Source organism: Streptomyces sp. NBC_00996 (assembly GCF_045162675.1).
Taxonomy (GTDB): Bacteria; Actinomycetota; Actinomycetes; order Streptomycetales; family Streptomycetaceae; genus Streptomyces.
This window is the reverse complement of record NZ_CP108723.1, coordinates 10593098-10619168: the sequence shown is the minus strand read 5'-3', so window position 1 is coordinate 10619168 and position 26071 is coordinate 10593098. Positions and strand designations below refer to the sequence as shown.

29 protein-coding genes and 2 pseudogenes are annotated in these 26071 nt (G+C 68.5%); 21 read left to right on the top strand and 10 right to left on the bottom strand.

The features are described 5' to 3' along the window. Nucleotides 1–71: 71 nt before the first annotated feature. Complete coding sequence (gene tnpA, locus OG390_RS49240) at nt 72–488, bottom strand: IS200/IS605 family transposase (RefSeq protein WP_406177262.1); 417 nt, start codon at nt 486–488, stop codon at nt 72–74. A gap of 25 nt (nt 489–513) precedes the next feature. Between tnpA and OG390_RS49235 the strand changes: the two are divergent. After that, nucleotides 514–1074 (top strand): annotated as a pseudogene (locus OG390_RS49235) (RNA-guided endonuclease InsQ/TnpB family protein); the annotation flags it as partial. A 327-nt stretch (nt 1075–1401) separates the two neighbouring features. Here the strand turns inward: OG390_RS49235 and OG390_RS49230 are convergent. From OG390_RS49230 to dhaM, 3 genes are all read right to left on the bottom strand, one after another. Next, entirely contained in the window at nt 1402–1857 is a 456-nt protein-coding gene (locus OG390_RS49230) for an ATP-binding protein (RefSeq protein ID WP_406177261.1), read from the bottom strand. A 76-nt stretch (nt 1858–1933) separates the two neighbouring features. Then, on the bottom strand, nt 1934–2233 hold the full coding sequence (locus tag OG390_RS49225; RefSeq protein ID WP_406177260.1) for an HPr family phosphocarrier protein: 300 nt from the start codon (nt 2231–2233) through the stop codon (nt 1934–1936). Then, nucleotides 2217–2609 (bottom strand): dihydroxyacetone kinase phosphoryl donor subunit DhaM, encoded by a 393-nt coding sequence (gene dhaM, locus OG390_RS49220; RefSeq protein ID WP_406177258.1) that lies wholly within the window; start codon nt 2607–2609, stop codon nt 2217–2219. Before dhaM ends, OG390_RS49225 begins: the two co-directional genes overlap by 17 nt. Nucleotides 2610–2670: 61 nt before the next feature. Between dhaM and OG390_RS49215 the strand changes: the two genes are divergently transcribed. The 9 genes from OG390_RS49215 to OG390_RS49175 all read left to right on the top strand — a co-directional run bounded on the left by OG390_RS49215 (nt 2671) and on the right by OG390_RS49175 (nt 12192). Further along, complete coding sequence (locus OG390_RS49215; RefSeq protein ID WP_406177257.1) at nt 2671–3450, top strand: IclR family transcriptional regulator; 780 nt, start codon at nt 2671–2673, stop codon at nt 3448–3450. A gap of 332 nt (nt 3451–3782) precedes the next feature. Further along, entirely contained in the window at nt 3783–4553 is a 771-nt protein-coding gene (locus tag OG390_RS49210; protein WP_406177255.1) for an MIP/aquaporin family protein, read from the top strand. Continuing rightward, on the top strand, nt 4550–5548 hold the full coding sequence (dhaK, locus tag OG390_RS49205; protein WP_406177253.1) for a dihydroxyacetone kinase subunit DhaK: 999 nt from the start codon (nt 4550–4552) through the stop codon (nt 5546–5548). The genes OG390_RS49210 and dhaK (OG390_RS49205) overlap by 4 nt, the downstream gene beginning before the upstream one ends. Before the next feature lie 153 nt (nt 5549–5701). Then, on the top strand, nt 5702–6328 hold the full coding sequence (gene dhaL / locus OG390_RS49200) for a dihydroxyacetone kinase subunit DhaL (RefSeq protein ID WP_406177252.1): 627 nt from the start codon (nt 5702–5704) through the stop codon (nt 6326–6328). Then, nucleotides 6325–8010 carry a phosphoenolpyruvate--protein phosphotransferase gene (locus tag OG390_RS49195; RefSeq protein ID WP_406177251.1) on the top strand — a complete coding sequence of 562 codons (1686 nt, stop codon included), beginning with the start codon at nt 6325–6327 and terminating at the stop codon, nt 8008–8010. The genes dhaL (OG390_RS49200) and OG390_RS49195 overlap by 4 nt, the downstream gene beginning before the upstream one ends. 18 nt (nt 8011–8028) lie before the next feature. Further along, the gene (dhaK, locus tag OG390_RS49190) at nt 8029–9021 is read left to right on the top strand and encodes a dihydroxyacetone kinase subunit DhaK (protein ID WP_406177250.1); all 993 of its coding nucleotides are present in this window, start codon (nt 8029–8031) and stop codon (nt 9019–9021) included. A gap of 57 nt (nt 9022–9078) precedes the next feature. Beyond that, a complete protein-coding gene (gene dhaL, locus OG390_RS49185) occupies nt 9079–9732 on the top strand; it encodes a dihydroxyacetone kinase subunit DhaL (protein ID WP_406177248.1) in 654 nt (217 codons plus the stop codon). A gap of 77 nt (nt 9733–9809) precedes the next feature. Continuing rightward, on the top strand, nt 9810–9935 hold the full coding sequence (locus tag OG390_RS49180; protein ID WP_406177246.1) for a hypothetical protein: 126 nt from the start codon (nt 9810–9812) through the stop codon (nt 9933–9935). Nucleotides 9936–10161: 226 nt separating this feature from the next. Further along, nucleotides 10162–12192, top strand: a complete 2031-nt coding sequence (locus OG390_RS49175) for a nitrate- and nitrite sensing domain-containing protein (protein WP_406177244.1) — start codon at nt 10162–10164, stop codon at nt 12190–12192. A gap of 62 nt (nt 12193–12254) precedes the next feature. On the opposite strand, the gene OG390_RS49170 is transcribed toward OG390_RS49175, so the two are convergent. Next, complete coding sequence (locus OG390_RS49170) at nt 12255–12473, bottom strand: hypothetical protein (RefSeq protein WP_406178412.1); 219 nt, start codon at nt 12471–12473, stop codon at nt 12255–12257. A gap of 293 nt (nt 12474–12766) precedes the next feature. Between OG390_RS49170 and OG390_RS49165 the strand changes: the two genes are divergently transcribed. Beyond that, nucleotides 12767–13306, top strand: a complete 540-nt coding sequence (locus OG390_RS49165; protein ID WP_406177242.1) for a GNAT family N-acetyltransferase — start codon at nt 12767–12769, stop codon at nt 13304–13306. A 56-nt stretch (nt 13307–13362) separates the two neighbouring features. Here the strand turns inward: OG390_RS49165 and OG390_RS49160 are convergent. Next, nucleotides 13363–13646 (bottom strand): annotated as a pseudogene (locus OG390_RS49160) (aldo/keto reductase); the annotation flags it as partial. After that, nucleotides 13609–14154 (bottom strand): Tn3 family transposase, encoded by a 546-nt coding sequence (locus tag OG390_RS49155; RefSeq protein WP_406178329.1) that lies wholly within the window; start codon nt 14152–14154, stop codon nt 13609–13611. The gene OG390_RS49155 and the pseudogene OG390_RS49160, both read right to left, overlap by 38 nt. A 259-nt stretch (nt 14155–14413) precedes the next feature. On the opposite strand from OG390_RS49155, the gene OG390_RS49150 reads away from it, so the two are divergent. Continuing rightward, complete coding sequence (locus OG390_RS49150) at nt 14414–14584, top strand: hypothetical protein (RefSeq protein ID WP_406177240.1); 171 nt, start codon at nt 14414–14416, stop codon at nt 14582–14584. A 795-nt stretch (nt 14585–15379) separates the two neighbouring features. Here the strand turns inward: OG390_RS49150 and OG390_RS49145 are convergent. Next, nucleotides 15380–15562 carry a hypothetical protein gene (locus OG390_RS49145; protein WP_406177239.1) on the bottom strand — a complete coding sequence of 61 codons (183 nt, stop codon included), beginning with the start codon at nt 15560–15562 and terminating at the stop codon, nt 15380–15382. After that, nucleotides 15559–16101: a helix-turn-helix domain-containing protein gene (locus OG390_RS49140; protein WP_406177238.1), complete on the bottom strand. Its 543-nt coding sequence runs from the start codon at nt 16099–16101 to the stop codon at nt 15559–15561. The genes OG390_RS49145 and OG390_RS49140 overlap by 4 nt, the downstream gene beginning before the upstream one ends. Nucleotides 16102–16587: 486 nt before the next feature. On the opposite strand from OG390_RS49140, the gene OG390_RS49135 reads away from it, so the two are divergent. Then, the gene (locus tag OG390_RS49135) at nt 16588–16863 is read left to right on the top strand and encodes a hypothetical protein (RefSeq protein WP_406177236.1); all 276 of its coding nucleotides are present in this window, start codon (nt 16588–16590) and stop codon (nt 16861–16863) included. 698 nt (nt 16864–17561) lie between these two features. Then, nucleotides 17562–18071 carry an RICIN domain-containing protein gene (locus tag OG390_RS49130; protein ID WP_406177234.1) on the top strand — a complete coding sequence of 170 codons (510 nt, stop codon included), beginning with the start codon at nt 17562–17564 and terminating at the stop codon, nt 18069–18071. Between the two features lie 519 nt (nt 18072–18590). Here the strand turns inward: OG390_RS49130 and OG390_RS49125 are convergent. Beyond that, nucleotides 18591–18755: a hypothetical protein gene (locus OG390_RS49125; RefSeq protein WP_406177232.1), complete on the bottom strand. Its 165-nt coding sequence runs from the start codon at nt 18753–18755 to the stop codon at nt 18591–18593. Here OG390_RS49125 and OG390_RS49120 point away from each other — a divergent pair. From OG390_RS49120 to OG390_RS49090, 7 genes are all read left to right on the top strand, one after another. After that, complete coding sequence (locus OG390_RS49120) at nt 18754–19551, top strand: SDR family oxidoreductase (RefSeq protein WP_406177230.1); 798 nt, start codon at nt 18754–18756, stop codon at nt 19549–19551. The genes OG390_RS49125 and OG390_RS49120 overlap by 2 nt on opposite strands. A 402-nt stretch (nt 19552–19953) precedes the next feature. Next, nucleotides 19954–20130 carry an amidohydrolase family protein gene (locus tag OG390_RS49115; protein ID WP_406178327.1) on the top strand — a complete coding sequence of 59 codons (177 nt, stop codon included), beginning with the start codon at nt 19954–19956 and terminating at the stop codon, nt 20128–20130. 330 nt (nt 20131–20460) lie between these two features. Beyond that, a complete protein-coding gene (locus tag OG390_RS49110) occupies nt 20461–21222 on the top strand; it encodes a DeoR/GlpR family DNA-binding transcription regulator (protein ID WP_406177228.1) in 762 nt (253 codons plus the stop codon). 84 nt (nt 21223–21306) lie between these two features. After that, the gene (locus OG390_RS49105; RefSeq protein WP_406177226.1) at nt 21307–22662 is read left to right on the top strand and encodes an ABC transporter substrate-binding protein; all 1356 of its coding nucleotides are present in this window, start codon (nt 21307–21309) and stop codon (nt 22660–22662) included. A gap of 77 nt (nt 22663–22739) precedes the next feature. After that, on the top strand, nt 22740–23699 hold the full coding sequence (locus OG390_RS49100) for a carbohydrate ABC transporter permease (protein WP_406177224.1): 960 nt from the start codon (nt 22740–22742) through the stop codon (nt 23697–23699). Then, entirely contained in the window at nt 23696–24583 is an 888-nt protein-coding gene (locus tag OG390_RS49095; protein ID WP_406177222.1) for a carbohydrate ABC transporter permease, read from the top strand. The genes OG390_RS49100 and OG390_RS49095 overlap by 4 nt, the downstream gene beginning before the upstream one ends. Further along, on the top strand, nt 24580–25569 hold the full coding sequence (locus tag OG390_RS49090; RefSeq protein WP_406177220.1) for a zinc-dependent alcohol dehydrogenase family protein: 990 nt from the start codon (nt 24580–24582) through the stop codon (nt 25567–25569). Before OG390_RS49095 ends, OG390_RS49090 begins: the two co-directional genes overlap by 4 nt. Nucleotides 25570–26071: the final 502 nt, after the last annotated feature.

The window sequence follows — 26071 nt, the reverse complement described above, 5'->3', positions numbered from 1 at the left end:
GCGGAAGCAGGCCGGTGAGGGGGTGCGGAGCGACGGAGCATTCAACCTGGCGGAGCCGGGCGGTGCTTGGTTCAGGCGGGGCGGTTCTGTTGCTCGATGTACTGCTTCACGATGTTCAGGGGGGCGCCGCCTACGGTGCCGGCGAAGTAGGAGCCGGACCAGAGCTTGTTGGCGCGCCAGTAGTGCCGCACCAGGTCGGGGAACTCCTGGCGCAGACGTCGGGAGGAGACCCCTTTGAGGGAGTTGACCAGCTTGGTCACGGCGACCTTGGGCGGGAAGTTCACCAGGAGGTGGACGTGGTTGTCCTCGCCGTTGAACTCCGCCAGTTCGCATTCGAAGTCCGCGCAGACCGCCCGCATGATCTCCTCCATGCGCCGAAGATGAGCGTCCTTGAACACCTTGTGCCGGAACTTGGTCACGAAAACCAAGTGAACGTGCATGACAAAAGCACAGTGGCGACCAGTGCGAATGTTCTCCGTGTCAGGCATAACCCAAGTATGCAAGATGCCGGTCATACAGCTTCGGTGCGCCTTCAGGGTGTACCCGGAGCCCGGTCAACGCGGGGCGCTGGCGCGGGCGTTCGGGTGCGCCCGGGTCGTGTTCAACGACGCGGTGCGCGCCCGGGAGGACGCCCGCGCGGCGAGGCTGCCCTACCCCAAGGCCGCAGCCCTGTCCCAGCAGCTGATCACCCGCGCCAAGAACACGGCGGAACGCTCCTGGCTTGGCGAGGTCTCCTCGGTCGTCCTGCAGCAGGCCCTGCGGGACGCGGAGAGCGCGTACAAGAACTTCTTCGCCTCCCTGAAGGGGGAGCGCAAGGGCCCGAAGGCGGGCGCGCCGCGCTTCAAGTCGCGTAAGGACTCCCGGCAGTCGATTCGGTTCACCGCGAACGCCCGCTGGAAGATCACCAGCGGTGGGCGGTTGTCCCTGCCGAAGATCGGCGAGGTGCGGGTGAAGTGGTCCCGGATCCTGCCCGCCGTGCCGTCCAGCGTCACGGTGATCCTGGACTCGGCGGGAAGGTACTTCGCCTCCTTCGTCATCGACACCGACCCCGCCACCGACCAGGCCCGGCCGCCGGACTGGCGGCATCGGCCTGCGGAGCGCCGGTAAGACCAGAACCCGTTCTGGCACAGCGTAAAGAAACAGGAAGCCACGGAATCCCCGCCGAAAACCGTGCCGCGTAGCGGCAGCAACCGGTAGGGACGGCCAGAATCCTCGGGCTTCAGCCCGAGGAGCATGTCAAAACGTGCCAACTTCTGTGCGACGAGCCGCAACGGTGCAGGCTGCCGGGTGCTGGTGTCTGCCGCATGGTGCCGCGGCACCATCCCGCAAACCGCGGGTTCGGCCGTTCCTCATGCCTGCCGCGATGTCCCCAGAGACGTGTGGCTGCCGTGCCACGGGTACTCAAGCTCCCATATGGAGATCGGCCCATCGGGTAGTCCTCTCGGGGTGGCGGGATATTCCGTGTCGTTCGGAGAGGGCCGCGATGATGCCGTTCCCGCGACCGTTTTCCTTGTGTTCGGCGGGGTGGGAGCCGTCGGGCGATGTGGGCCGTTGAGGTACTGGCCCCGCGTCGGTGACCTCGATGCGAAGCGCGCGACAGTTGCTGTCCTCGGGCATGGACAACCGAAGCACTGCTGGAGGCAGTGCGTGGACGATCGCGTTGGTGGTCAGCTCCGAGATCACCAGGAGGGCGTCGTCGGCTGTCGGGGTGGGCACGCGCCATTGGGCGAGGACGGTGCATGCGAGTCGGCGTGCGGCGGAGACGGCCTCGGGGACGTGCGGCAGTGCGCAGACGTGCTCGACCCTCGAGGGCGGGGCCGTATCGGCGTCAGACGTGCTGGTGGCCGGGATGCTCATCCTCGGCCACCTCCACTGGTCTTTGCTTCTCATGTCGGAAGCGCCGGCTGGTTCGGTGCCGGTGGCGGCGGTCGGGTTACTCGGCGGTGGCGAGGATCCGGGCCAACGCCGTGACGGCCTGTTCGGCGTCGCGGCCTTCAGCGCGGACAGTCACGGTGCTTCCGGCGGTGGCGCCCAGGCCCATCACGGCGAGGACACCGGTCGGATTGACTGTCCGGTCGGCGTACTCCAGCTGTATGGCGCTGGTGAATCCGGCTGCGGTGCGGGCGAGTTGGCCTGCAGGGCGGGCGTGCAGGTTGGCGGGCAGGACGACGGCGGTCTCGTGCTTGGACGTGGTCGTGGCGGTCGTGGTGGTGGGGTCAGAGCTTGTGGACATGGCGGGCCTCCTTGGCGGCGTTGGCGACGGTCTTCAGGTCGGCGCCGGATGCGGCGGTGACGACGGCTGCGACGGCTCCTTCGACGAAGGGGGCATCGACGATCAGCACCTCGGGGTGGGGATGGTCTTCCAGGACGGTGCGGGCGGTCAGGACGGAGCTGCCGAGGTCGGGCAGGACGACGACGCCCGTGCCGCGGTCGGCGTGCCGGATGGCGGCGAGGACGAGGTCATAGCTGGTGCCGATCCGGCCGTCGTCGGTGCCTCCGGCGGTGGCAAGGGGGACCGTGTCGGAGCCGATCTGCTCCACCAGCAGGCGAAGGCCGGCGACCAGCTCGGCGCTGTGGGACACGAGTACTATGCCGACAGGTGTTCTCATGAACAGCTACGTTAAATCTCGGAACGCTATTCATCAATACTGAATGAGGGAGAAATTTTCTATGGTGCAGGCGGTGCAGCGGGCGGTGCAGATACTGCGGGAGCTCGCGTCCACCGGACCCCGGCTCGGAGTGACCGAGCTGGCCGACCGCCTGGGCGTGGCCAAGCCGACCGTGCATGCGCTGTTGCGCACGCTGGAGGCCGAGGGGCTGGTGGTGCAGGACCGGGACAGCTCGAAGTACCAGCTGGGCCCTGACCTGGTACAGCTGGGCAACGCCTACCTGGACACCCAGGAACTGCGGACCCGTTCGCTGACCTGGGCGGACCAACTCGCGAACCGGACGAACGAGGCGGTGTGGGTGGCCGTGCTCACCGGCGACCACGTGCTGGTGGTGCACCATGCCTTCCGGCCCGAGGGGGCCGTGCAGATCCTCGAGGTGGGCGCCAGCATCCCGTGGAGCACCTGCGCCCTGGGCAAGGCCATCGTGGCCTTCGTTCCCGCCGGCGAGCGCGAGCGGCTGCTCGCGGGTGAGCTGTCGGTGCTCACCGGCGCCAGCATCACCGACCCGGAGGAGCTGGCGGGCCAGCTGAAGGAGTTCCTCAGGACGGGTTATGCGATCGAGGACCAGGAGTCAGCCATCGGGGACGCGGGTATCGCATCTCCCGTCTTCGACCGCTCCGGTGAGGTGGTCGGCGCTCTCGGCATCGTCGGCCCCGTCGAGCGGCTGCTGGCCGAATCAGCACGTCAGGAGCTTGCGGTCGCAGTCCGGGAGACCGCCCGCAACCTCTCCCGCGACCTGGGCGCTCCCCGCGGGACGGCCGCACGCGCCACGATGACCTGACCTGCCCGCGCAGCCCGGCAGCGGCTGCCCTCCTTCCCTCACCCCGCCCTCTGATCCAGGCCCCTCGGCGCGCCGAGGGGCCTTCTCCTTGCCGAAGGATCGCGATGGCTGTCGAACCTCTTGACAGGTAGGAAACGCGGGCTTAACTTCCGGAACAGCGTTCATCCATAGTGAACTGCCTACAGCCGGATACTTAAAGCTGCCCGGTTTCCCCTGAGCCGGGCCGCCAGGTTGCCCGACCCCTGACCACCTGGCGGCCACCTCCCTTCACAACCCGCTCGCATGCGGAGGAGGTGAGACGCCCAAGCTGCCGCTCGGCACTGGGCGCCATCATGGAAGAGAACACTTACCCTCAGAAATTGCTCGCCGAAATGCTGGGCACCGCGATGCTGGTGTTCATCGGCGTCGGTTCGGTCCCTGCAACCCTCATCGTCAACGGCAAGGCCCCCTTCACCTTCGCCGATCTGGGCATGATCTCGCTGGCGTTCGCCACCGTGGTCATCGCGATGATCTACGCGATCGGCCACATCTCCGGCTGCCAGATCAACCCGGCCGTCACCCTCGCGCTCGCCGCCACGAAGAAGATGCCCTGGCGGGACGTCCCCGGCTACATCACCGCCCAGGTCGCCGGTGCGGCCCTGGGGGCCCTGGCAATCATCGGGGTGCTCGGCCACAAGGCTGTAGACCTCGGTCTGGGTATCGCCTCCTACGGCCCTCAGGTCAGTGCCGGCCAAGCCTTCTTCGCCGAAGCTGTCGGCACGGCCATCCTCGCCTTCGTCGTCTTCGGCGCCATCGACCACCGCTCGGCCGGCGGCTTCGCCGGGCTCGCCATCGGCCTGGCGGTGTTCGCCATCATCATGGTCGTCGGACCCGCCACCAGCTCCGCGATCAACCCGGCCCGCGTCGTCGGCCCCATGCTGGTCGGCCAGTTGTTCAACGGCACGGTCCACTGGAACCAGCTGCCGGTCTACCTGATCGGCGACGTCGTAGGCGCGGTCGTCGCCGGATTCCTGTACGTCGCCCTGAACGCCCGCCGTGGCATTGCCACCGCCACCGAGACGACGACCGAGCCGGTCGCCGCCGCTGAAGGAGCCCTGTCATGAAGAAGCTGATCAACGCCCCTGAAACGGTGCTGGCCGAGGCGCTGTCCGGGATCGCCGCCGCCCACACCGGACTGAAGGTCGACGCGGAGAACAAGGTGATCGCCCGCGCCGCGGGTACCAAGCCGGGCAAGGTCGCCCTCGTCTCCGGCGGCGGTTCCGGGCACGAGCCTCTGCACGGCGGCTTCGTGGGACGGGGCATGCTCGACGCCGCCTGCCCCGGCGAGGTGTTCACCTCGCCCGTGCCCGGTCAGATGCTGGCCGCGGCCCAGGCCGTGGACGGCGGCGCGGGCGTGCTGTTCATCGTGAAGAACTACACCGGCGACGTCCTCAACTTCCAGATGGCCGCCGAACTGGCCGCCGAAGAGGGCATCACGGTGGAGACCGTCCTGGTCGACGACGACGTCGCCGTCCAGGACTCCACCTGGACAGCCGGGCGCCGCGGCACCGGAGCCACCGTCTTCGTCGAGAAGATCGCCGGCGCTCTCGCCGAGCAGGGCGCCGACCTCGCCGCCGTGGCGGAGATGGCCAAGCGCGTGAACGCCGCTTCCCGGTCCTTCGCCGTCGCGCTGACCGCCTGTACCGCGCCCGCCTCCGGCAAGCCCGGCTTCGACCTGACCGAGGACGAGATAGAGGTCGGCGTCGGCATCCACGGCGAACCCGGCCGCAGCAGGGAAAAGCTCCGCCCGGCCAAGGAGATCGTGGCCACCGCCCTGGACGCCATCCTCGCCGACCAGCCCCTCGACGCCGGTGACGAGACCGTCGTCATGGTCAACGGCCTGGGCGGCACCCCGCTCATCGAGTTGTACGTGGTCTTCAACGAGGTTGCCGCCGCACTCGCGGACAAGGGCGTGGTCATCGCCCGCAACCTCGTCGGCAACTACGTGACCAGCCTGGACATGGCGGGTGTTTCCCTCACCGTGTGCAAGGCCGATGCCGACATGCTGTCCCTGTGGGACGCGCCCGTGAACACCCCGGCCCTGCGCTGGGGCATCTGAACCGAGCCGGGGGCGGGGCCGCGCAACACGCGAGGGCCGGGCCGGTGCCTTCCCGCTGCCAGCCTGCCCGGACCGCACCCCTCACGCCGTCGCCCCCGCCCCCGGCTCATCCCACCGCCAACCAACCCCGTACCGACCACGAACGGAGACTCCGTGGACACCGACCTCGCCCGCACGTGGGTGCAGGCCATCGCAGCCGCCGTGGACAAGCACAAGGACCACCTCACCCAGCTCGACTCGGCCATCGGCGACGCCGACCACGGCACCAACATGCACCGCGGCTTCTCCGCCGCCGTCACGGCCTTGGCCGACTACGAGCCGGATACCGTCGGGGCCGTACTGGTCAAGACCGGCACCACCCTCATCTCCACCGTCGGCGGCGCCTCCGGACCGCTCTACGGCGGCGCCTTCCGCGCCATCGGCAAGGCCCTGGACACCCCCACCGCCGACACACAGCAGCTCGCCGCCGCACTGGCCGCCGGCCTCTCAAGCATCCAGAAGCTCGGCGCGGCCGCACCCGGCGACAAGACCATGATCGACGCCTACGCCCCCGCTCTGGCGGCCTTCCAGCAACAGGCCGACGCCGGAGCCGACTTGGCCGCCGCGGCCGTGGCCGCCGCCGACGCCGCCGAAGAGGGCATGCGCGCCACCACACCGATGCAGGCCCGCAAGGGCCGCGCCTCCTACCTCGGCGCCCGCAGCATCGGCCACCAGGACCCGGGCGCCACCTCCACCGCCCTCGTCTTCCGCGCCCTCGCCGAGACGCTGGGGGCCCGATGACCGACCGCCGCACCTACACCGGGCACACCGCCGCACCCGGCATAGCCCTCGGCGTCGTCCACCGCACCGACCGGCCACCCACCCGAACGGCGCTGCCCCACCGCACCAGCGGCGACCCCACGCAGCAGATCACCGACGCCTTCGACGCCATCGCCGCCCGCCTGCTCGACCTGTCCACCTCGCTGCGCGAGCAGGGCAAGGACGAACAGGCCGACATCATGGAAGTCAACAGCTACATCGCCCAGGACCAGGATCTGCGCGACCAGGCCATCAAGCGGGCGAACGACGGCCAGCCAGTACCCGTCGCCGTCCGGCAGGCCGTCGACACCTACGCCGGAACCATCGCCGCCCTGGACGATCCCACCCTCGCCGAACGCGCCGCGGACGTCCGACAGGTCGGCCGCCGCGTCCTGGCCCACCTCCACGGCGACACGGGCCCCGCCCCCGACCAGCCCCTCGTCCTGGTCGCCCACGAGATCGGCGCCGCCGACCTGCTGGAACCCGGCCAGACCGTGACAGCAGCCATCTCCGTGACCGGCGGCCCGAATTCCCACGCCGCGATCGTCGCCCGCTCGCTTGGCATCCCCTTCCTCCTGGCCGTCGACCCCCAGCTGCTCGAACTGCCGGACGGGCAGGAGATCCTGGTCGACGCCGACCAGGCCCGCGCGGTCGCCCACCCCGACGACGAGGAACGCACCAGGGCCCTGGAAGCAATGGAGACCGCCCGAGCTCGCAGACTCGCCCTCGCCGAAGAGCGCCACCTGCCCGCCGAGACACTCGACCAGCACCGCATCGTTCTGCGGGCCAACGTAGCCACCCCGGCCGAGGCCCGCGCGGCCCTGGCCACGGGCGCCGAAGGTGTCGGCCTGCTCCGCACCGAGCTGCCCTTCCTCAACCATCCCGCCTGGCCCACCCGCGAACAGCACGCGGCCACCCTCGTCCCCGTCCTGCGCGCTCTCACCGGACAGGTCGTCACGGCCCGCACGCTCGACTTCGCCGACGACAAACTGCCGCCGTTCCTCGCCCGCCTCCAGGGCGCGCGGCTCGGGCGTGGCCTCCCCCTCATGCTCGCTCAACCGGACGCCTTCGCCGACCAGTTCAGCAGCCTGCTCAGCGCCGGAGCCGACACCGACCTGCGCATCCTGATCCCCATGGTCGCGAGCGTCGACGAACTACGCGCCTGCCGACGCCTCCTTGAGGCCGCAGCCACCGAAGCCGACGTCCCGATGCCACCCCTGGGCATCATGGTGGAACTCCCCGAAGCGGTCGCCGCGGCCGACGACCTCGCCCGCGAAGCCTCCTTCTTCTCCATCGGCAGCAACGACCTCACCTGCCAGATCCTGGGCCTGGACCGCCGTGACCCAGCAGCCACCCCGGCCATGGCGGCACATCCCGCCGTACTCGACGCCATCTCCCGCGTCGTCACCGCCGCCCACCGTCACGATCGCCAGGTCTCCGTCTGCGGTGACGCCGCCGCACACCCCCTCGTGACTCCCCTCCTCATCGGCCTCGGCTGCGACAGCCTCTCGGTCGGCCCCGCCGCCCTCGACGAGGTCCGGGCCCGCATCCGCCGGCTCCGGCACGACACCTGCGCCTCCCTGGCCGCCGTCGCCGTCACCCGCGAAACCCCCGAAGAGGTCTGGCAACTCGTCGAGCAGTGCTGCCGGCCGTCGCTGCCCTGAGAAGAAGGCACCCGAACTGTGAAGAAGCTCATCAACTCGCCCGATGAGGTGCTTGCCGATGCCCTCGTCGGTATGGCCGCCGCGCACCCCTCGCTGACGGTCGACACGTCCCACCGCTATATCGCCCGCGCGGGCGGCCCAACCCCTGGGAAGGTCGGCCTGGTGTCAGGCGGCGGATCCGGGCACGAGCCGCTGCACGGCGGGTTCGTCGGGTACGGGATGCTCGACGCGGCCTGTCCCGGTGAGGTGTTCACCTCACCCGTGCCAGACCAGATCCTCGCCGCCACACGAGCCGTGGACAGCGGGGCGGGGGCCCTGCACATCGTGAAGAACTACACCGGCGACGTACTGAACTTCCAGATGGCCGCCGAACTGGCCGCCGACGACGGCGTGCGGGTAGAGGGCGTCCTGGTCAACGACGACGTCGCCGTGGAGAACAGCACGTGGACCGCGGGCCGACGGGGCACCGGAGCGACGGTGTTCGTGGAGAAGATCGCCGGTGCGGCAGCCGAGCTCGGCGCGGACCTGGGCACGACCGCGGCTTTGGGCCAGGAGGTCAACGACCGATCCCGTTCCTTCGGGGTCGCGCTCACGCCGTGCACGGTGCCCGCGTCCGGCAAACCCGGTTTCGAACTGGGCGAGGACGAGGTCGAGCTGGGCGTCGGCATCCACGGCGAGCCCGGTCGCGCCCGCGGCAGGCTCGCCTCCGCCCGGGAGCTCGTGGGTATCGCACTGGATGCCATCCACGCCGACATGCCGCTCTCGGGCGAGGTGCTCGTGATGGTCAACGGCCTGGGCGGCACCCCGCTGATCGAGCTGTACGTGGTGTACGCCGCCGTTGCCGAGTGGCTCGCCGGCCACCGCGTGCGGATCACCCGCAACCTGGTCGGCAACTACGTCACCAGCCTCGAGATGGCCGGCTGCACGATCACGGTGTGCCAGCTCACGCCACGGCTCACTCATCTGTGGGACGCCCCGGTCGCGACCTCCGCGCTGCGCTGGGGATGCTGAGCGGCCGAGGCCGTCGACGCCAGACCGTACGAGATCGTACGAGGGAGAGGGACGACGATGGACGCAAGCATGTTCCGGGCCTGGATCCATGAGGCCGCCCGATCGGTGACCGACAACGCCGATCATCTGACCCGCCTCGACTCCGCTGTCGGCGACGCCGACCACGGCATCAACATGCGACGTGGTCTGCAGGCGGCGGTGGCGATGCTGGACGAGACCAACCCCTCCACCCCGGGTGCGGTGCTCGCCACCGTCGGCCGGGCATTGATCAGCAAGACCGGCGGCGCCTCAGGACCGCTGTACGGCACCGGCTTCCGGCAGGCCGCGCGCACCCTGGGCCAGCATCCCGACGTCTCCGCCGCACAACTCGGCGCGGCGTTGGAGGCTGCCCTCACCGGCATCCAGCGGATCGGCGCGGCGCTCGAGGGGGACAAGACGATGATCGACGCCCTCAGCCCGGCCGTGACCGCGTACCAGACCGTCATCGACACCGGCGGCGACCTGACCAACGCCACCCGCGCGGCGTACGACGCCGCTCTGCGGGGCCTGAAGCAGACCGCCGACATGCAGGCCCGGAAGGGCCGCGCGAGCTACCTCGGCGCCCGCACCATCGGCCACGAGGACCCCGGCGCGGCGTCGACCGTCCTCATTCTGTCTGCCCTCGCGACCGTCAGCTCGGCGGGCGAGCGGCGTGCGGACGGTCATCAGTAGGCCCCTACACGTTTGGTTGGCCCCCGGCGGCGAGGCGGCCTCGCCGCCTGCACAGACAACGGGCAACCTCGCCGTCGATGCCAGGCCCCACCCCGCCGGGCAAAGACGACGGACGGCCGAGCCCCGGTACTGAGCGGATCGCCACAGCGACCGCCGCCGAGGAAGTGGTCGAGGTCTCGAACAGCTTCGAGGCTGACGCGTAGTTCGCGTCCGCAGACATCTGCCACAGGACGCACGAGGCCATGGCCTCATTCATCGACGTCACGTTCATCACGACACGACAAGCGCACTCGCGCGATGAGCGGAGCGTCCGCGACGCGTGGACGCGCCCCTGAATCGCGCACGTTCAATGGCGGGGAGAAGGTGCGAGGGCAAGTGCAAAGACAACGGGACAGCAACCTGAGGCGGTGCGCCCCGAGTAACTGGAGCGTGCGCACCCAGCTGCTGGCCGTGGTGGTCATCCCGATCATCACCGCGCTCGTACTGGGCGGTCTGCGGGTCGAATCCGCCGTGCGGAACGCACAGGACATCGACAACGCCCGTCAGCTCGTCCGTGTCGTCGACAAGGGCACGGTGCTGTTGCAGGAGATCGAGGACGAACGCGATCTCACCGCCCTCTACGTCGCGGCCGGGCGTACGGGCGACACGAGCCGACTCGAAACGCAGCGCTCGAAGGCAGACGCGGCCCTGGCCCGGGCCCGTGGCGAAGCCGCTCGTGTCCATGGAAGGACGAACGCGGTCCTGGCCACCCAGCTCGCGGTGCTCAACGCCTTCGGGCGGAAGGTGGCGTCACTGCGCCACACGGTAGCCCAGTCGACGATGCGCTGGCCGACCGTGGTCAACGCATACACGGCCTTGATCACCGAGCTCACCGACGCCCTTCACCTTCTCGCGCCGGACATCGCCGACCAGGCCCTTGTCATGAGGGCCGAGACACTCGAGACCTTCGCCCAGGCCACGGAGAAGGCGTCTCAGCAGCGCGCACTGCTCAGCGGCGTACTGGCCCAGGGACTCTTCGATTCGGACGAGGCCCAGAGCGTGACCCTCGCCAGCCGACAGCAGCAGGCATTGACCGGCCAGTTCCTGTCCAGTGCGCCGTCGGCTCAGCGTCAGTTCTACGAGCGCACCGTCATCGGAAGGGACGTCGACAAGGCCGACACGTTCCAGAAGCAGACACTCGCCCTGCAGGACTCCAGCCGCCCCAGCCTCGATGCCGACGCGTGGTTCGACACCATGACGAGCAAGCTGGACCTGATGCGACGGGTCGAGCAGCGGCTCGTCGGATCGGTCGAGGACGAGAGCTCGCGCGAGCAGCGCCAGGGCGAGCGCGCACTGTTCACAGCCTCGCTCGTCGAGCTGTTGATCCTCCTGCTCGTGCTCGGTGTGACGCACGTCCTGGTGCAGTCGATCGTCGGCCCGCTGCACACCCTGCGTGCCTCCGCTCTCAATATCGCGCAACGCCGCCTGCCCGACGTGGTCCGGTTGCTGCGGGAGCCCAGCGGCGCGCAACTGAAGCCCATCGAGGTCGAGCCCACGGCCGTCGACTCGACCGACGAGATCGGTGGTGTCGCCCGAGCGTTCGACGACGTCCATCGCAACTCCGTACGGCTGGCGTTCGAGCAAGCGCAGCTACGCGGCCGCATCAACACGACGTTCGTCAACCTCTCGCAGCGCAGCCAGAGCCTGGTGGAACGGCAGCTGGAGCTGATCGACCACTTGGAGAACGGCGAACAGGACCCCGACCTGCTCGCCAGCCTCTTCAAGGTCGACCACCTGGCCACCCGCATGCGCCGCAACGGTGAGAACCTACTCGTCCTCGCTGGCGAGAAGGCGGGCCGCCGCTGGAGCGCTCCGGTCCGGCTCGTGGATGTCCTCCGGGCCGCCATCAGCGAGATCGAGCAGTACCAGCGGGTGCAACTGCGCGGACTGGTCACCGCGGACGTCGACGGCCGGGCGGTGAACGACGTCGTTCATCTCATCGCGGAGCTACTGGAAAACGCGACCACGTTCTCCTCGCCGGACACCGAGGTGCTCGTCACGTGCCTGCTGCTGTCCGGCGGTGGAGCGAGGGTCGAGATCCAGGACAACGGCATCGGCATGTCCACCGAGGACCTGGCGGAGGCCAACGAGAGGCTCCTGAACCCGCCGGTCGTCGACGTCGCGGTGGCGCGCCGTATGGGCATGTTCGTCGTCGGCCGGCTCTCCGGCCGCCACGGCATCCGCGTCCAGCTCCGCGGGTCATCGCCCCACGGCGTCACAGCAGCCGTCATGCTGCCCCAGAAACTGGTCCGGGAACACGAAGATCACATGGATCCTCCCGGCCTGTCAGCCAGGTACAACGCGCAAGGGCGCCTCACCGGCTGGCGCAACTACGACACGGTCGAGCAACTCGATAAGAGCGCGCCGGCCGGACGCGCCCACCGGACACGTCACGGCGCCCGCCCGGCCAGTAAGGAGTGAGCATTGTCGGATCCTCGACGAGCCATGGTTGACGGAGCGGCCCCACGCATGGCGAATCCCGGCTACTTCAAGGCGTCTTCGATGGCCTCGAAGATGTCGGCGTCAGTCTCCTTCTGCCAGTCGGGCAGGTCGGGCCAGTCGGCGACGTACTCGGCGCCACGGTGCCCGGGCCACGTCGGGATGTGCCCGTGTCCGTCAAGCCGAGCTCGCGGTGGAACGGGGCGAGGAGCGGTGAGCACTCGGCATGCGCTGGGGGTGAACCGGCTCGGTGCTCTGGCCATTCGGGGCTATCCCCCGTGAGTACCGCCTCATCCAGACGCGAACGCGTCGGGGCTGCCAAATAGCCATGCTCATCACGGTCGAGCCGAGGCGTTGGACGGCGGCGCGGCGGTCGGCCGGCTGCATGGCGCGCCCTTGCGGGGCGATGCCCGGCGGTGAGGCCGGGCTGGTTGACCCAGGAGGTGGCGACCGACGGTAGTGGGCGGCTCGGCCACCGCCTGGCGCGCCGCGCCGGCCGGGCGGCAGTCGAGAGGAGACCTAATTCCAGCGTCTCTCGGGCTGTTAGCCTGCGCGCATGTCAGACCTGGGGCCCGTCGCCTGGCCGCCTGAGCCGATCAGGACCGAGAGGCTCGTGCTCCGTGAGCCCGAGGCCCGGGACCGTGCGGCGTTCATCGAGCTGCTGGCGTCGCCAGAGGTGCACACCTACCTCGGCGGCCCCCGACCGCGTGACGAACTTGGGCGCGAGATGCCCGGGGCGCCCGAGCGGTGGCCCGGGAGTTTCGTCGTTGATCTCGGCGGGGCGATGATCGGCCAGATCCTGCTCAGGAGAGCAACGGGGCACCGTCGCCCGGCTGCCGCGGGGAAGGCCGATCTCGGCTACCTGTTCCTGCCGCGAGCGTGGGGATTCGGGTACGCCGCCGAGGCGTGCGCGGCGGCACTCGACTGGTTCGACGGCGTCCTTCCCGGCGAGCCGGTGGTACTCCACACCCAGACCGCCAACGTCGGCTCGATGCGCCTCGCGGCAAAGCTGGGGTTCACCGAGGTAGAGCGGTTCCATGCCTGGGACGCCGAGCAGTGGCTCGGCCTGCGGTCCCCGGTCACGCGCTCCGATTGAGCCCAAGGCCGCGAGGTTGGGTAGCCCGAGGGTAAGACTCCCTCGGGCTACCCGACCTCGCGCGCGTGCACCCGCAGAATGTCCAGGTGGTCGGTGCGCAGCCGGCGCAGCGACACCTCTACCGCCTGCCGGAGATTCTTGCGGTGGTTGCCGGCCGCGTTCACATCGCACGCCCGGATTCTGAAGGATGGTCTCCGAACTGCTGGCGGTATAGGTGGTCGCGGTGTCGATGAAGCTGCCGCCTGCGTCCGCGTAGGCGGTCGAGGATTCTGCCGCCGGCCTTGGTGTCGAGGCCCCAGCTCTCAGTCGCTGTCGTCGATATCCGCGGGCTCGTCCGGATCCCGGAAGGGCCGCAGTCCCTGGCCGGCGCCGCTGGCGGTGATATTGAACTGGTAGCGGCCGAGGAAGTTGATGTGTCGGTCCTTGAGCGGGGAGAGTCGGGCCACGTCCTCGTCCTTGATGTCGTGTCCCTCTGCGCGAAGCTGGGCGACGGCGGCGTCCAGGTAGCGGGTGTTCCACAGCACCACGGCGTTGAGGACCAGGCCGAGTGCGGCGAGCTGGTCCTCCTGTCCCTCGCGGGACGCCTGGCGGATCTGGCCCCGGCCGCCATGGCAAATCGCGCGGGCCAGCCGGTGGCGGGACTCCTGCACGGTCAGCTGCCGGTTCATCAGCCGCCGGTAGGTGTCGTCAACCGGGTCGACGACAGCGAGCAGGTGATGGTCTTGTCGATCCGCCCGTACTCGGCGAACGCGGCGCCCAGCGGGGTCGGGTGCCTCTCGCGGCCGAACATCCGCAGCGGGTCGTAGGCGGACCTGGTTCGTGATGAGCGACCCTGCGACGCGGAGCATGTCCGGCCAGTGCTTCGCGATCCGCTTCACGTTGACCTTGTTGCAGGCGACGGCCCCCGACGGCCTTGACGGCCGCCCCCAACTCCCAACGGAGGCTGAGGTGTCCAGGTAACTAAATACGAAGCGTTGTCGGTCGCGACCATCTCCGGCTTCACCCCGCCGTCGAGGCTCAGCAGGGTGTAGGGGCTGTCGCGAAGGCCAACAGTCCGCCCACAAGCGCGGCAAGACCATCGGCGGCGCGGGCGTCACCGACGAGTCCATGCTGTCCATGGCCCTTCACCTGCGCGATCAGGAGATGAGCCTGCGCGACATCGCCAAGCGGCTCGTCATCACCACGGGCGCGAAGAAGGGCCAGCACCCCTCGCCCGCCACCGTCATGCGGATGCTGCGTGAACACGACGAGCAGGCCGCCACGGTGGTGAGCGCGTGATCACTTCGCTATTTTGCGGCTGGTGTCTGGGCTAGGACTTCGGGGCTATACGCCCCGCGCCCGGGCCGGCTGGTGGAAGTGGCCGAGGTCACGCACGGCACGATCCTCATGGTCCGCCCGCGTCGCCTAGCCGTGGTGCTGTCGGCGGCAAGCTGCTGATGTCATGCGCCACTCAAGCGTAAAACGGACGCAAAATAAGCACAAACGGACTCAATCGGGCTAAATGCAGGCTAAAGTGGGCTTTACGCCAGTAGGCGAACTAAGTTTCGATCCCAGGAGTTACATGGCCTCCGAAGTGACCCCCGCTCCCGACTCGATCCCTCACGCCAACGCCGCCTTGGCCGCCGACTGCGACCAATGCCATGGCTGGGGAACCTTGATCACCCGCCACGGGCGTCTTGAACTGTGCCCCACCTGCCAGGCCGACGCCGACCGGGCGCACCGTGACAGCCACCCAGCCATCCGAGGATCTACACGACCGGAATGAACCCGACGCCAGGGATGCTCGTTTCGCCGTCGCCTTCGGGGCGCCGCAGCCGATGTCGGAGTGGTGGAGGAATCCGGGCCATCTGCATAGCGGGCTCCGCCGTGGGCACCGGCAGGAGGTCGTCGCCCAGTGACGCTGGACGTCAGTGGCGTCCGGGGCCCGGCTGATGGGTGCAAGGGTGCAAGGCCGGAGTGGAGGGCACGGGCGGAGATCACAGGTTCTGGGAGAGCGTCTCGCAGTAGCCCAAGGGGGACCGTCCCTGGTAGAGGTCGCCTCCAGCAGGACCTCGGGCCAGGCACCGGTGTGCGTCATCGGGATCCCGCGTACTCGGAGGCCATGCACAGCATCGTTCTGACGCTGTTCAGCGTCTCGCCCTCGCCGCCGGCCTCCACCAGGCGGGCGCGCAGGACGCGGTGCGCCTGGTCCAGCTTGCGGAGGCCTACGCTTGGCCCGACCTGAGGGGGCCTGTTGCCGTCGCGGGCGGGTCTCACGTCTCCGTTCGTCGGGTTGACCCGTGGTGGTCGCAGCGACGATGGAATATCGCGCGGTACTCCCTCGGCCGCCGGCCCGTGTGCCTGGCAAAGATGCCGCTGAACGCCCCAGGGTCGCGGTACCCGACGTCGGCGGCGATGCTTGCGATGGTCCTGTCGGTCGTCTCCAGCAGGTGTCTGGCTCGACGCACCCGCACCGTGTGCAGGTACGCGAGTGGCGTCTCGCCGGCTTCGTCGCCGAAGCGACGGAGCATGGTTCTCGTGCTTACGTGGAACTCCTGGGCGAGGGCGGGCAGGTCATAGCGAGCACTGAGGTTCTGGTCGAGCCACCGCTTGACGCTGAGTGAGAACTCCCTGCCCACAGTGGGTATGAGCCCCGAGTCGACATAGGGAGCCTGCGTGGAACGTGCATCATCAACGAGTGCGATACGCGCGGTGCTACGGGCGACGCGGGGACCGTCGTGCTCGCGGATGAACTGCAGCGCGAAGTCGTACATGGCACTGAAGGCCGCTGTGGTCGTCACCCCTCGGTCGGTCACGACCAAGCTCTCCGGGCGGGGCGCACGTCGGCGTACCGGCGGGCGAACCGATCCGCGAACAACCAGGATGTGGTCGCTTCGCGTCCGCCGAGCAACCCGGCTTCAGCGACCAGGAAGGCGCCCACGCAGATCGATACGACAGCTGTCCCCGAGGCCGCCTGCGACCGAATCGAGCTACTTCCGGTCCCAGGTTTGCGAGTGTCGCGTCGAGATCGAGCGTGGGCGAAAGCTCGAAGCCCGGCACGATCAGGACGTCCACCGGGCGAACGGCCGAGACGTCGAGCACCGAGCCGCCGGACGCGATCACAAGCCGCCGGGTCGAGATGACCGACGCCTCGTAGGCCGGCTGAACCGACCCTTGCGCCGCGGCGACGTGGGAGAAGCCGGCATCACGCACCCAACGCGCGAACCGCGCGACGTCGGGGCTGATACCCGGCATTTCGGGCATGAGGATGACTGCCGGTCCTGACCCGAGCGCGAGACGGATTGAAGGTTCTCGCCTACCGCTTCGACAACGACAGGTGGTGCACTGGCCGGCGGTTCGCCGCTTACCGAGCGCTGCTCGGGGACGCATTCGACGGCCGCGTACTGAAAGCCGAGACGGCGAACACGAACCCTCCGCCCTTCTTCCGTGACGTCGTCGATTGCGCCCACAGCGTCGTCACGGCACACCTCGTCGACCAGGACGGTCACCCCACCATGCGGGCCCGGAACGAGATCATCGCCTTCCTGGCCGAGCGCCTCGGGACGCGGCCGGAATGAGCCCTTGGCGCTCCGGCACCTGGCGATGCGACGGAGCGCCGCCGCATCCCGATGCGATCGGGTCGTCGACCTGGGGGCACTCGTGACCGACCCTCGGTGACCGCGAGTGACACAGGCCATTCAGACTTCGATGACACACGCTCAACCTTCAGTGGCACAGGACAAGCGCGATGACCCGGCTGCTGTCCACTTCGCACTGGACGGCTCCGGGGCATGGCGGGCACTGGACTCGAACTGTGCGGCGATGCTGTTCCACACAACGCCGTCCCGCCACCGTCGACCTGCCGCCGACCCAGGCCGGCAGCATCCCCGACGAACTGCGTCCGCGTCTGGAAGCGCCAACGCGACGCCGAGGTTCAAGGACTCAACGCCCTCCGCGCCGGCCTCACCCTCACCTCAACTCCCGTCCCTGGCAAACGCGTCGTCCTCGTGGCCCATTCCAAATGCACCACGACGGCCGGCTCCAGGGACAGCTGCCCCATGGGCGATCAAACCCCCTATGAAATTCAGACATTGGTCCCCAAATCCGTTGTCGGCAACAAGCCCAACTGCGAGACTCCTCGGCACCTGACCGGAGAATTTCGCCGGTGTCTTCAGTAGACAGCTTCAAGACTCGCGACGCTCGGACCTCTTCCTCCGCACCTACCGGATGTCGTTCGGCTCTCCACCAGTCTCCAGTGAGAAACCGGGAGAAGCTCATGTCCACACGACGCAGCCTGTTCGCGCTCGTCACCGCGGTATTGACGATGCTGGCCATCGCCGTGGCCGGCACACCTGCGCAGGCCGCAGGCTTCAGCCCAATCAACGTCTGGAACTCGAGCCACTGTCTCGACAATGCCACTGAGAACGCCGCGAAGCTCCAGATGTGGTCGTGCAGCGGTGGTTCCGAGCAGAAGTGGCTCGAAGGGTTCAACACCCAGACCGGCCTGTTCACCTTCACCAACCAACGCACGGGACGATGCATCACCGCGCCGGCCTCGGGATCGGGAACGGTCACGATGGCGTTCTGCAACGCGGCCGCGACCACCCAGCAATGGCGCGTCTTCTTCGCGGACAACCCCAATGGGCCGCCCTCAGGCTGGTACGACGTTTGGCAGAACGTGTCGAGCGGGCTCTGCCTGTCGACGCCCAGCGTCGGAAACGGCACCCTCCTGCAAACGACGCCCTGCGATCCCTCTGATCAGTACGACAGGTGGCACCAGCAGTAAGAACCCGCAGGCAGGGGCGCCTCAACTGTCGTGATGACCGCAGTTCGTCGGGGATGCTGCCGGCCTGGGTCGGCGGGAGGCCGACGGTGGCGGGACGGCTCCATGTGGAACAGCATCGCCGCACAGTTCGAGTCCAGTGCCCGCGATGCCCGGAGCCGTCCTGAGCAGGGCAGTCAAGATCCGAGGGCACGAACCGCCCAGTGGTCCATCTTCGGTGACAAACGCTCAACGTTCAGTGGCACAGGACATCAGCGCTACCGAGGCAGTCTCCGACGAATTGCGGTGTTGCGAGTGACGGAATGCGGATGGATCTGGAGAGGGGCCACTCCGTTGCGGCACGAGCCGCGCCTGCGCAGTTCAGCGAATTCCGGATCCTTAGATCAGACGCCACCCCGCCGTGCTGCCTACCCTTCCCGTCGGAACGCAGCCAGGATTGATCAGCGCGGTGCCGTCGGCCCAGTGCTCGGTGGGCAGCCCGTGACGTCCGGCAGCGGAAGGTTCAGCGACCGGCCACCAACGTTATTGGCCACGTTCGTGGTACCTGCACTCCGTCACCTGGGCCAGGTCGGGGATCGCAGGGGCGAGCGACGGATACCCGGACACACGGTCAGTTCCGGCGAGCAGGGCACGCTGGAGCACGGTGTCTGGCGTGTCGGCGACGACCGCGTCGAGGGCGTCATCCATGGCCTTTTCCCCTCAGGAGACCACCGTGATCTCACTGTTCTCCCTCTCCGGCAAAACCGCCCTAGTGACCGGGGGTTCCCGCGGCATCGGCCTGATGATCGCCCGGGGCCTGGTCGAAGCGGGAGCCAAGGTCTACATCAGCTCCCGCAAGGCGGAAGCCTGCGAGGAGGCCGTGCGCGGACTTTCCGGTCCCGGCCAGGCGGTCGCGCTGCCCGCCGACCTGTCCCGCGAAGAGGAGTGCCACCGACTCGCCGCAGACATCAGCGAGCGGGAGGAGCGGCTGCACATCCTGGTGAACAACGCCGGCGCCACCTGGGGCGCGCCCCTGGACGAGTTCCCGGTCAGCGGCTGGGACAAGGTGATGGACCTCAACCTGCGCAGCCCCTTCCTGCTCACCCAAGCCCTCCTGCCGAAGCTGCGCGTCGGCGGGTCGACGGAGGACCCTGCGCGGATCATCAACGTCGGATCCATCGACGGCCTGCACGTCAGCCCGGCCTCGGCCTACTCCTACGCGGCCAGCAAGGCGGGCCTACACCACCTGACCCGCGTCCTGGCCAAGGAGCTCGGCCCACAGGGCATCACGGTGAACGCCATCGCGCCCGGCCCCTTCGAGTCGAAGATGATGGCCGCGACCCTGGACACCATGGGCGAGGCGATCGCGGAGGCGGCTCCGCTGCGCCGGATCGGGCGGCCGGACGACATGGCGGGCGTCGCCGTCTATCTGGCCAGCCGTGCGGGCGCCTACGTCACCGGCGCCGTCATCCCCGTCGACGGCGGCCTCGGCACCACGGTCTGACCTGCCAGCGACCGCTCCCCTCCCCCTCGCACAAGCAACCCGAACCCGAGAAGAAGAGCACCGGACCGCGGCAAGGTCAGGGGGGTCGCGCGGGGCGAGGCGATCTCCTTCCGGGGAATCCCTTATGCCGCGTCGCCGGTCCGCTGCCGGCGTTGCAGGGTGGTGAGCTGCGCCCGGTCTTGGTCTGGTGGCGCTTGGGCGGTTTCACCAGTGGCTCCGGCGGATGGGACTGGTTTTCCCCGGCCGCCTTCGACTGGAGCGGCAGGCTGCTGTCGGAAGCCGAGCTGGCCGGCCTGCGCCCGCTCACGGCGCGCATGACGTTCCCGTCCGCCAGGCTCGCACCATCCCCGAGTTTCTGGACCTGATCCGGCAGCGGGCCAAGGCCACGCCCGAGGGCGAGCAATCCGCACCACCACCAATCTCGACCAGGCCACCGACCGGCACCCGGTTCTGGTCAAGCGCGACGGCCACAACGACGTCGTCAAGACCTACGCGCTGCGCCTGGCGGGCATCACCGAGGACACCCCCGTACCGCCGGGCGGAGTCATCGGCCGCGACATGCTCCGGACCACGCTCTAAAACCGAAGTAGAGATTCCACAGGTGGTCAGATTCTCAGCGCGGGACCCCGCCGACTGTCCGGATCCCGTCGGGAATCGGGCAGTGAACGGGCACATGTCAGTCGCCGAGCGGGCAACAGTCCTCCGCGCTGCGGAGCCCTCCAGGGCATCGTCCAGGGCCTCCGCACTCCAGGAAACGGGCACATTCGGTCGTGAACTGCTCTACGACGAACCTGGTCAGTATGGGCAATCCCCTTGTAGAAATTTGGCCACCGAAGTCCGAACGGGCCGGGCTCCGGGAAACAACCAGCGCGGGCGCAACGCGCAGAGCCGTGAAATGGAGGTGTCGCCGTGGATGCCGATGAACGAAGACGCGGAATTGTGGAAACGGCACGCCGTTCCGGATCCGTGGACGTCGGAAAGCTCGCTGCCGACCTCGGGGTCTCCAAGGAAACCGTGAGGCGCGATCTGAACCTATTGGAGAGGCACGGGCTGGTCCGGCGTATCCACGGCGGTGCCCATCCTGTGGAGAGCGCGGGCTTCGAGACCACGCTCGCCTTCCGTACCACCATGCACGTCCCCGAGAAATCCCGAATCGCGGTCGCTGCGGCCGAACTGCTCGGGGATGCCGAGACCGTCTTCATCGACGAGGGCTACACCCCGCAACTCATCGCCGCCGCGCTCCCCCGCGACCGGCCACTGACTGCGGTCACCTCCTCGCTGGCCACCGCCGGGGACCTGGCTTCCGCCGAGAACATCACCGTGCTGCTCCTCGGCGGCCGGGTGCGCGGCGGGACCCTGGCCACGGTCGACCACTGGGCGACCCGCATGCTGTCCGGCTTCGTCATCGACCTGGCGTACGTCGGCGCGAACGGCATCTCCCGTGAGCACGGACTCACCACCCCCGATCCCGCGGTCAGCGAGGTCAAGGCACAGGTCCTCAAGGCCGCCAGACGCCGGGTCTTCTCCGGGGTCCATACGAAGTTCGGCGCCGTGAGCTTCTGCCGCTTCGCGGACGTCACAGAGTTCGACGCGATCGTCACCGACACCGGGCTGCCCGCCTCCGAAGCGCACCGCTACTCCCAGCTGGGTCCCGAGGTCATCCGGGTCTGAGCGCAGTTCATTTCCATCTCGCAACCCCCGCAGGTCCTGGGGCTTGGTTCCCCACTCCCTCGAAACATCTCCTTGGAGTCAGTCATGCGCACACGAAGAATGATCCATGTCCTCACCACGGCCACGGCCGCGGGCTCGCTGCTGGTCGCCTGTAGCGGGGCGGGCGGCTCCTCAAGCTCTGGTGGCGGCGGCAAGTCCGTCAATGTGCTGATGGTCGGCAATCCGCAGATGGAGGACATCGCGAAGCTGACGAAGAGCACGTTCACGAAGGACACGGGCATCAAGGTGAACTTCACGGTCCTTCCCGAGAACGAGCTGCGCGACAAGGTCACCCAGGACATCGCCACCCAGGCCGGCCAGTACGACGTCGCCACCATCGGCGCCTACGAGGTACCGATCTGGACCAAGAACGGTTGGCTGCACGAGCTCGGCTCCTACGCCGGCAAGGACACGAGCTTCGACAAGGGTGATCTGCTCAAGCCGATGGTCACGTCCCTGTCCGGCTCCGACGGCAAGCTCTACGCCCTGCCGTTCTACGGCGAGTCGTCCTTCCTCATGTACAACAAAGACGTCATGAAGGCGAAGGGCATCACGGTGCCCGCGCACCCGACCTGGCAGCAGATCTCCGACATCGCGGCCAAGGTCGACGGCGCCGAGCCCGGCATGCGGGGCATCTGCCTGCGCGGTCTGGCCGGCTGGGGCGAACTCGGGGCGCCGCTGACGTCGATGGTCAACACCTTCGGCGGCACCTGGTTCACCAAGGACTGGAAGGCCCAGGTCAACAGCCCGGCGTTCAAGAAGGCGACGAACTTCTACGTCGACCTGGTCAAGAAGCACGGGGAGGCGGGAGCGGCGCAGGCCGGCTTCACGGAGTGCCTGAACGCCATGAGCCAGAAGAAGGTCGCGATGTGGTACGACGCGACCAGCGCGGCCGGGTCTCTGGAGGACCCCAGCTCCAGCAAGATCGCCGGGCATGTGGGCTACGCCTACGCACCCACCGTCGAGACCAAGAGCAGTGGCTGGCTGTGGAGTTGGGCGTGGGCCATGCCCAAGACCACCAAGAACGCCGACGCCGCCTCGAAGTTCATGCTGTGGGCCTCCAGCAAGAAGTACGAGAAGCTGGTCGGTGAGAAGCTCGGCTGGGCGCGCGTTCCGGCCGGCAAGCGGGCCAGCACGTACGAGATTCCGCGGTATCAGAAGGCCGCTGGAGCGTTCGGTGACCTCACCCTGAAGTCCATCGAGCAGGCCGACCCGGCCAACCCGGGCGTCCAGCCCAGGCCGACCGTGGGCATCCAGTACGTGGCCATCCCCGAGTTCCAGGACCTGGGAACCAAGGTCACCCAGGAGATCTCCGCCGCCATCGCCGGCAAGACCAGCGTGGACAAGGCCCTCAACGACGGCCAGAAGCTCGCCGAGGACGTCGCGAAGAACTACCAGTGACCGTCACGCCCGGCCGGCCCCGGCGCCGGCCGGGCACCGCTTCCGCACCCCCGCCGTCACCGGCAGAGGAACCATCCATGACCACGCTCACCGCTCCCCCCAAGACAGCACCACCGCCCAGCCGACCGCGCACGTCCACCGGCGTCAGCAGATGGAAGCGCCGCATCCCGCTGCTGCCGGCGCTCGTCTTCACCATCGCCGTCACTCAACTGCCCTTCGTGGCCACGCTCGTGATCTCCACCTTCCAGTGGAACATCCTCAAGCCGGGCGACCGGCACTTCGTTGGCCTGTCCAACTTCGAGTTCGTCTTCACCGACGAGCGGCTGCGCAACGCGGTCCTCAACACCATCGTCCTCACCGCATCCGTGGTGCTCATCAGCGTGGTGCTGGGCCTCGGTCTGGCGATGCTGCTCGACCGCCGGTTCGTCGGTCGCGGCCTGGCGCGCACCCTGCTCATCGCACCGTTCCTCGTCATGCCGGTCGCGGCGGCGCTGCTGTGGAAGCACGCCCTCTACAACCCCGACTACGGCCTGCTCAACGGCACCCTCAACGCCGTATACCGGCTCTTCGGCGCGGACAACGGCCCCACCATCGACTGGGTGTCCTCCTATCCCATGCCCGCCGTCGTGGTGTCGCTGGTGTGGCAGTGGACGCCGTTCATGATGCTGATCCTCCTGGCCGGTCTGCAGGCGCAGCCCGGTGACGTCCTGGAGGCGGCGAAGGTCGACGGCGCGTCGGCCATGGCGACCTTCCGCCACATCACCCTGCCCCACCTGCGCCAGTACATCGAACTGGGCATCCTGCTCGGCACGATCTACGTCGTGCAGACCTTCGACGCCGTCTACACCATCACCCAGGGCGGCCCCGGCTCCCAGACCACGAATCTGCCCTACGAGATCTACCTGACCATGTTCCGCAAGTACGAGTACGGCCAGGCCGCCGCCGCCGGCGTGGTCGTCGTACTCGGCTCGATCGTGATCGCGACCTTCGCGCTGCGCACCATCGCGTCGCTGTTCCGCGAGGAGGTATCCCGATGACCGCTCACGCAGCAGTCGCCGCGCCCGGCACGCGATTGAAGAAGCTCCTCCGCCGCAACGACGACCACAGCGGCACGCCCCGGCTGTCACCTCTGTGGACCTTCGTCGCCTGGCTCGCCACCCTGGCGTTCTTCGCACCGGTCGCGTGGATGGTCCTCACCTCCTTCCACCAGGAGGCGGACGCGGCGACCAACCCGCCCAGCCTGCTGGCGCCGCTCACCTTCGACCAGTACAAACTGCTGTTCAGCCGGGACATCACTCCGTTCCTCCTCAACTCGGCCATGGCCAGCGTCATTTCGACGCTGCTGGTGCTCGCCCTGGCCGTGCCGACGGCCTATGCACTGTCCATCAAGCCGGTCCGGAAGTGGACCGACGTGATGTTCTTCTTCCTGTCCACCAAGTTCCTGCCGGCCATCGCGGCCCTGCTGCCGGTATACCTGATCGTCAAGGACATCGGGATGCTGGACAACGTGTGGACGCTGATCGTCCTCTACACCGCCATGAACCTCCCGATCGCGGTGTGGATGATGCGCTCCTTCCTCGCCGAGGTACCCAAGGAGATCCTGGAGGCAGCCGAGGTCGACGGCGCCGCACTGCCCACCGTGCTGCTGCGCATCGTCGCACCGGTCGCCATGCCGGGACTCGCGGCCACCTCGCTGATCTGCTTCATCTTCAGCTGGAACGAGTTCATGTTCGCCGTGAACCTCACCGCGACGCAGGCGTCGACCGCGCCGGTCTTCCTCGTCGGCTTCATCACCAGCGAGGGCCTCTTCCTCGCCCGGCTCTGCGCCGCCGCAACGTTGGTCTCCCTGCCCGTCCTCATCGCCGGGTTCGCCGCCCAGGACAAACTGGTCCGCGGCCTGTCCCTAGGAGCAGTCAAGTGAAAGCCGCTGTCATCGAAGCCCCCGGCAAGGTAACCGTTACCACGGTGCCCGACCCCTCTCCCGGGCCGCGCGAGGTCGTGGTCGACGTGGCGGCCTGCGGGCTGTGCGGGACCGATCTGCACATCCTCCAGGGTGAGTTCGCACCGACCCTGCCGGTCGTGCCGGGCCACGAGTTCGCCGGCGAGGTCGTGGGCCTCGGCGGTGAGGTCACCGAACTCGCCATCGGCGACCGGGTCGCCGTGGACCCCTCGCTCTACTGCAACGAGTGCCGCTACTGCCGAGTGGGACGCAACAACCTCTGCGACCGGTGGCAGGCGATCGGCGTGACTGTGGCGGGTGGCGCCGCCGAATACGCCGTGGCACCCGTCGCCAACTGCGTACGCCTGCCGGACCACGTGGACCTCCAGGACGCGGCCCTGATCGAACCACTGTCCTGCGCCGTACGCGGCTACGACGTCCTCAACAGCAGACTCGGCGCCCACGTACTGATCTACGGCAGCGGCACCATGGGCCTGATGATGCTCGAGCTCGCCAAGCGCACCGGTGCTGCCTCGGTGGACGTCGTCGACATCAACCCGGAACGGCTGACGACGGCCGAGGAACTGGGCTGCTCCCAAGCCGCGCTCTCGGCCGACGAGTTGGGGCGGCCCACCGGCTGGGACGTGGTCGTCGACGCGACCGGCAACGCCGCTGCCATCCAGGACGGCCTGGACCGGGTCGCCAAGGCCGGGACCTTTCTGCAGTTCGGGGTCTCCGACTACGCGACGACTGCCACCATCTCGCCGTACCGCATCTACAACCACGAAATCACCATCACCGGCTCCATGGCAGTGCTGCACAGCTACGAACGCGCGGCGGAAGTGTTCGCCACCGGGGTGCTCGATCCGCAGGCGTTCATCAGCCACCGACTGCCGCTGACGGAGTACCCGCAAGCACTCGACCAGTTCGCAGCCGGCCAAGGACGCAAGATCGTCGTGCTGCCCTGACTTTCAAAGGCGTGACGGCGGGCCGGGCGTCCACGGTCCATCCATTCCTGGCCCCGGCCGGCCGTCGGCGCAGGACACGCAACGGTCAGAGGTGTTCGCACGGCAGGCCATGCAGCCACTTTCTGCCTGTACCGAGCGGTCGTCCCCGGAGAACCCATCGATCTCCGGGGCCTTCGAGGCCCGTCTCACCTCTTCGACGTGGCCAGCGGGCAAGGAACCACTCAACGCCAAGGAGATCGCGGTGGAGTTGGGCCCGAAGGCGACGCCGGCGAAGGTCGAGGGGGCCCGCTCGAAGGCCCGGCGCCTGGCAGAACGCGGGTGGCTCCGACAGGAGCGTCGGTGATGTTCAGCGCCGGCCGGCGACCCGTGGCCGCGCCGGACGCCGGCCCATCCGCGTGGCCATCGACCACCGGATCATCGCCTCGCTGGAAGCGGGCAGAGTTTCGTAATCACGGGCCGGACGACGGGAGTTCATCACCCACGTGAACGTGCGCTCCCCAGC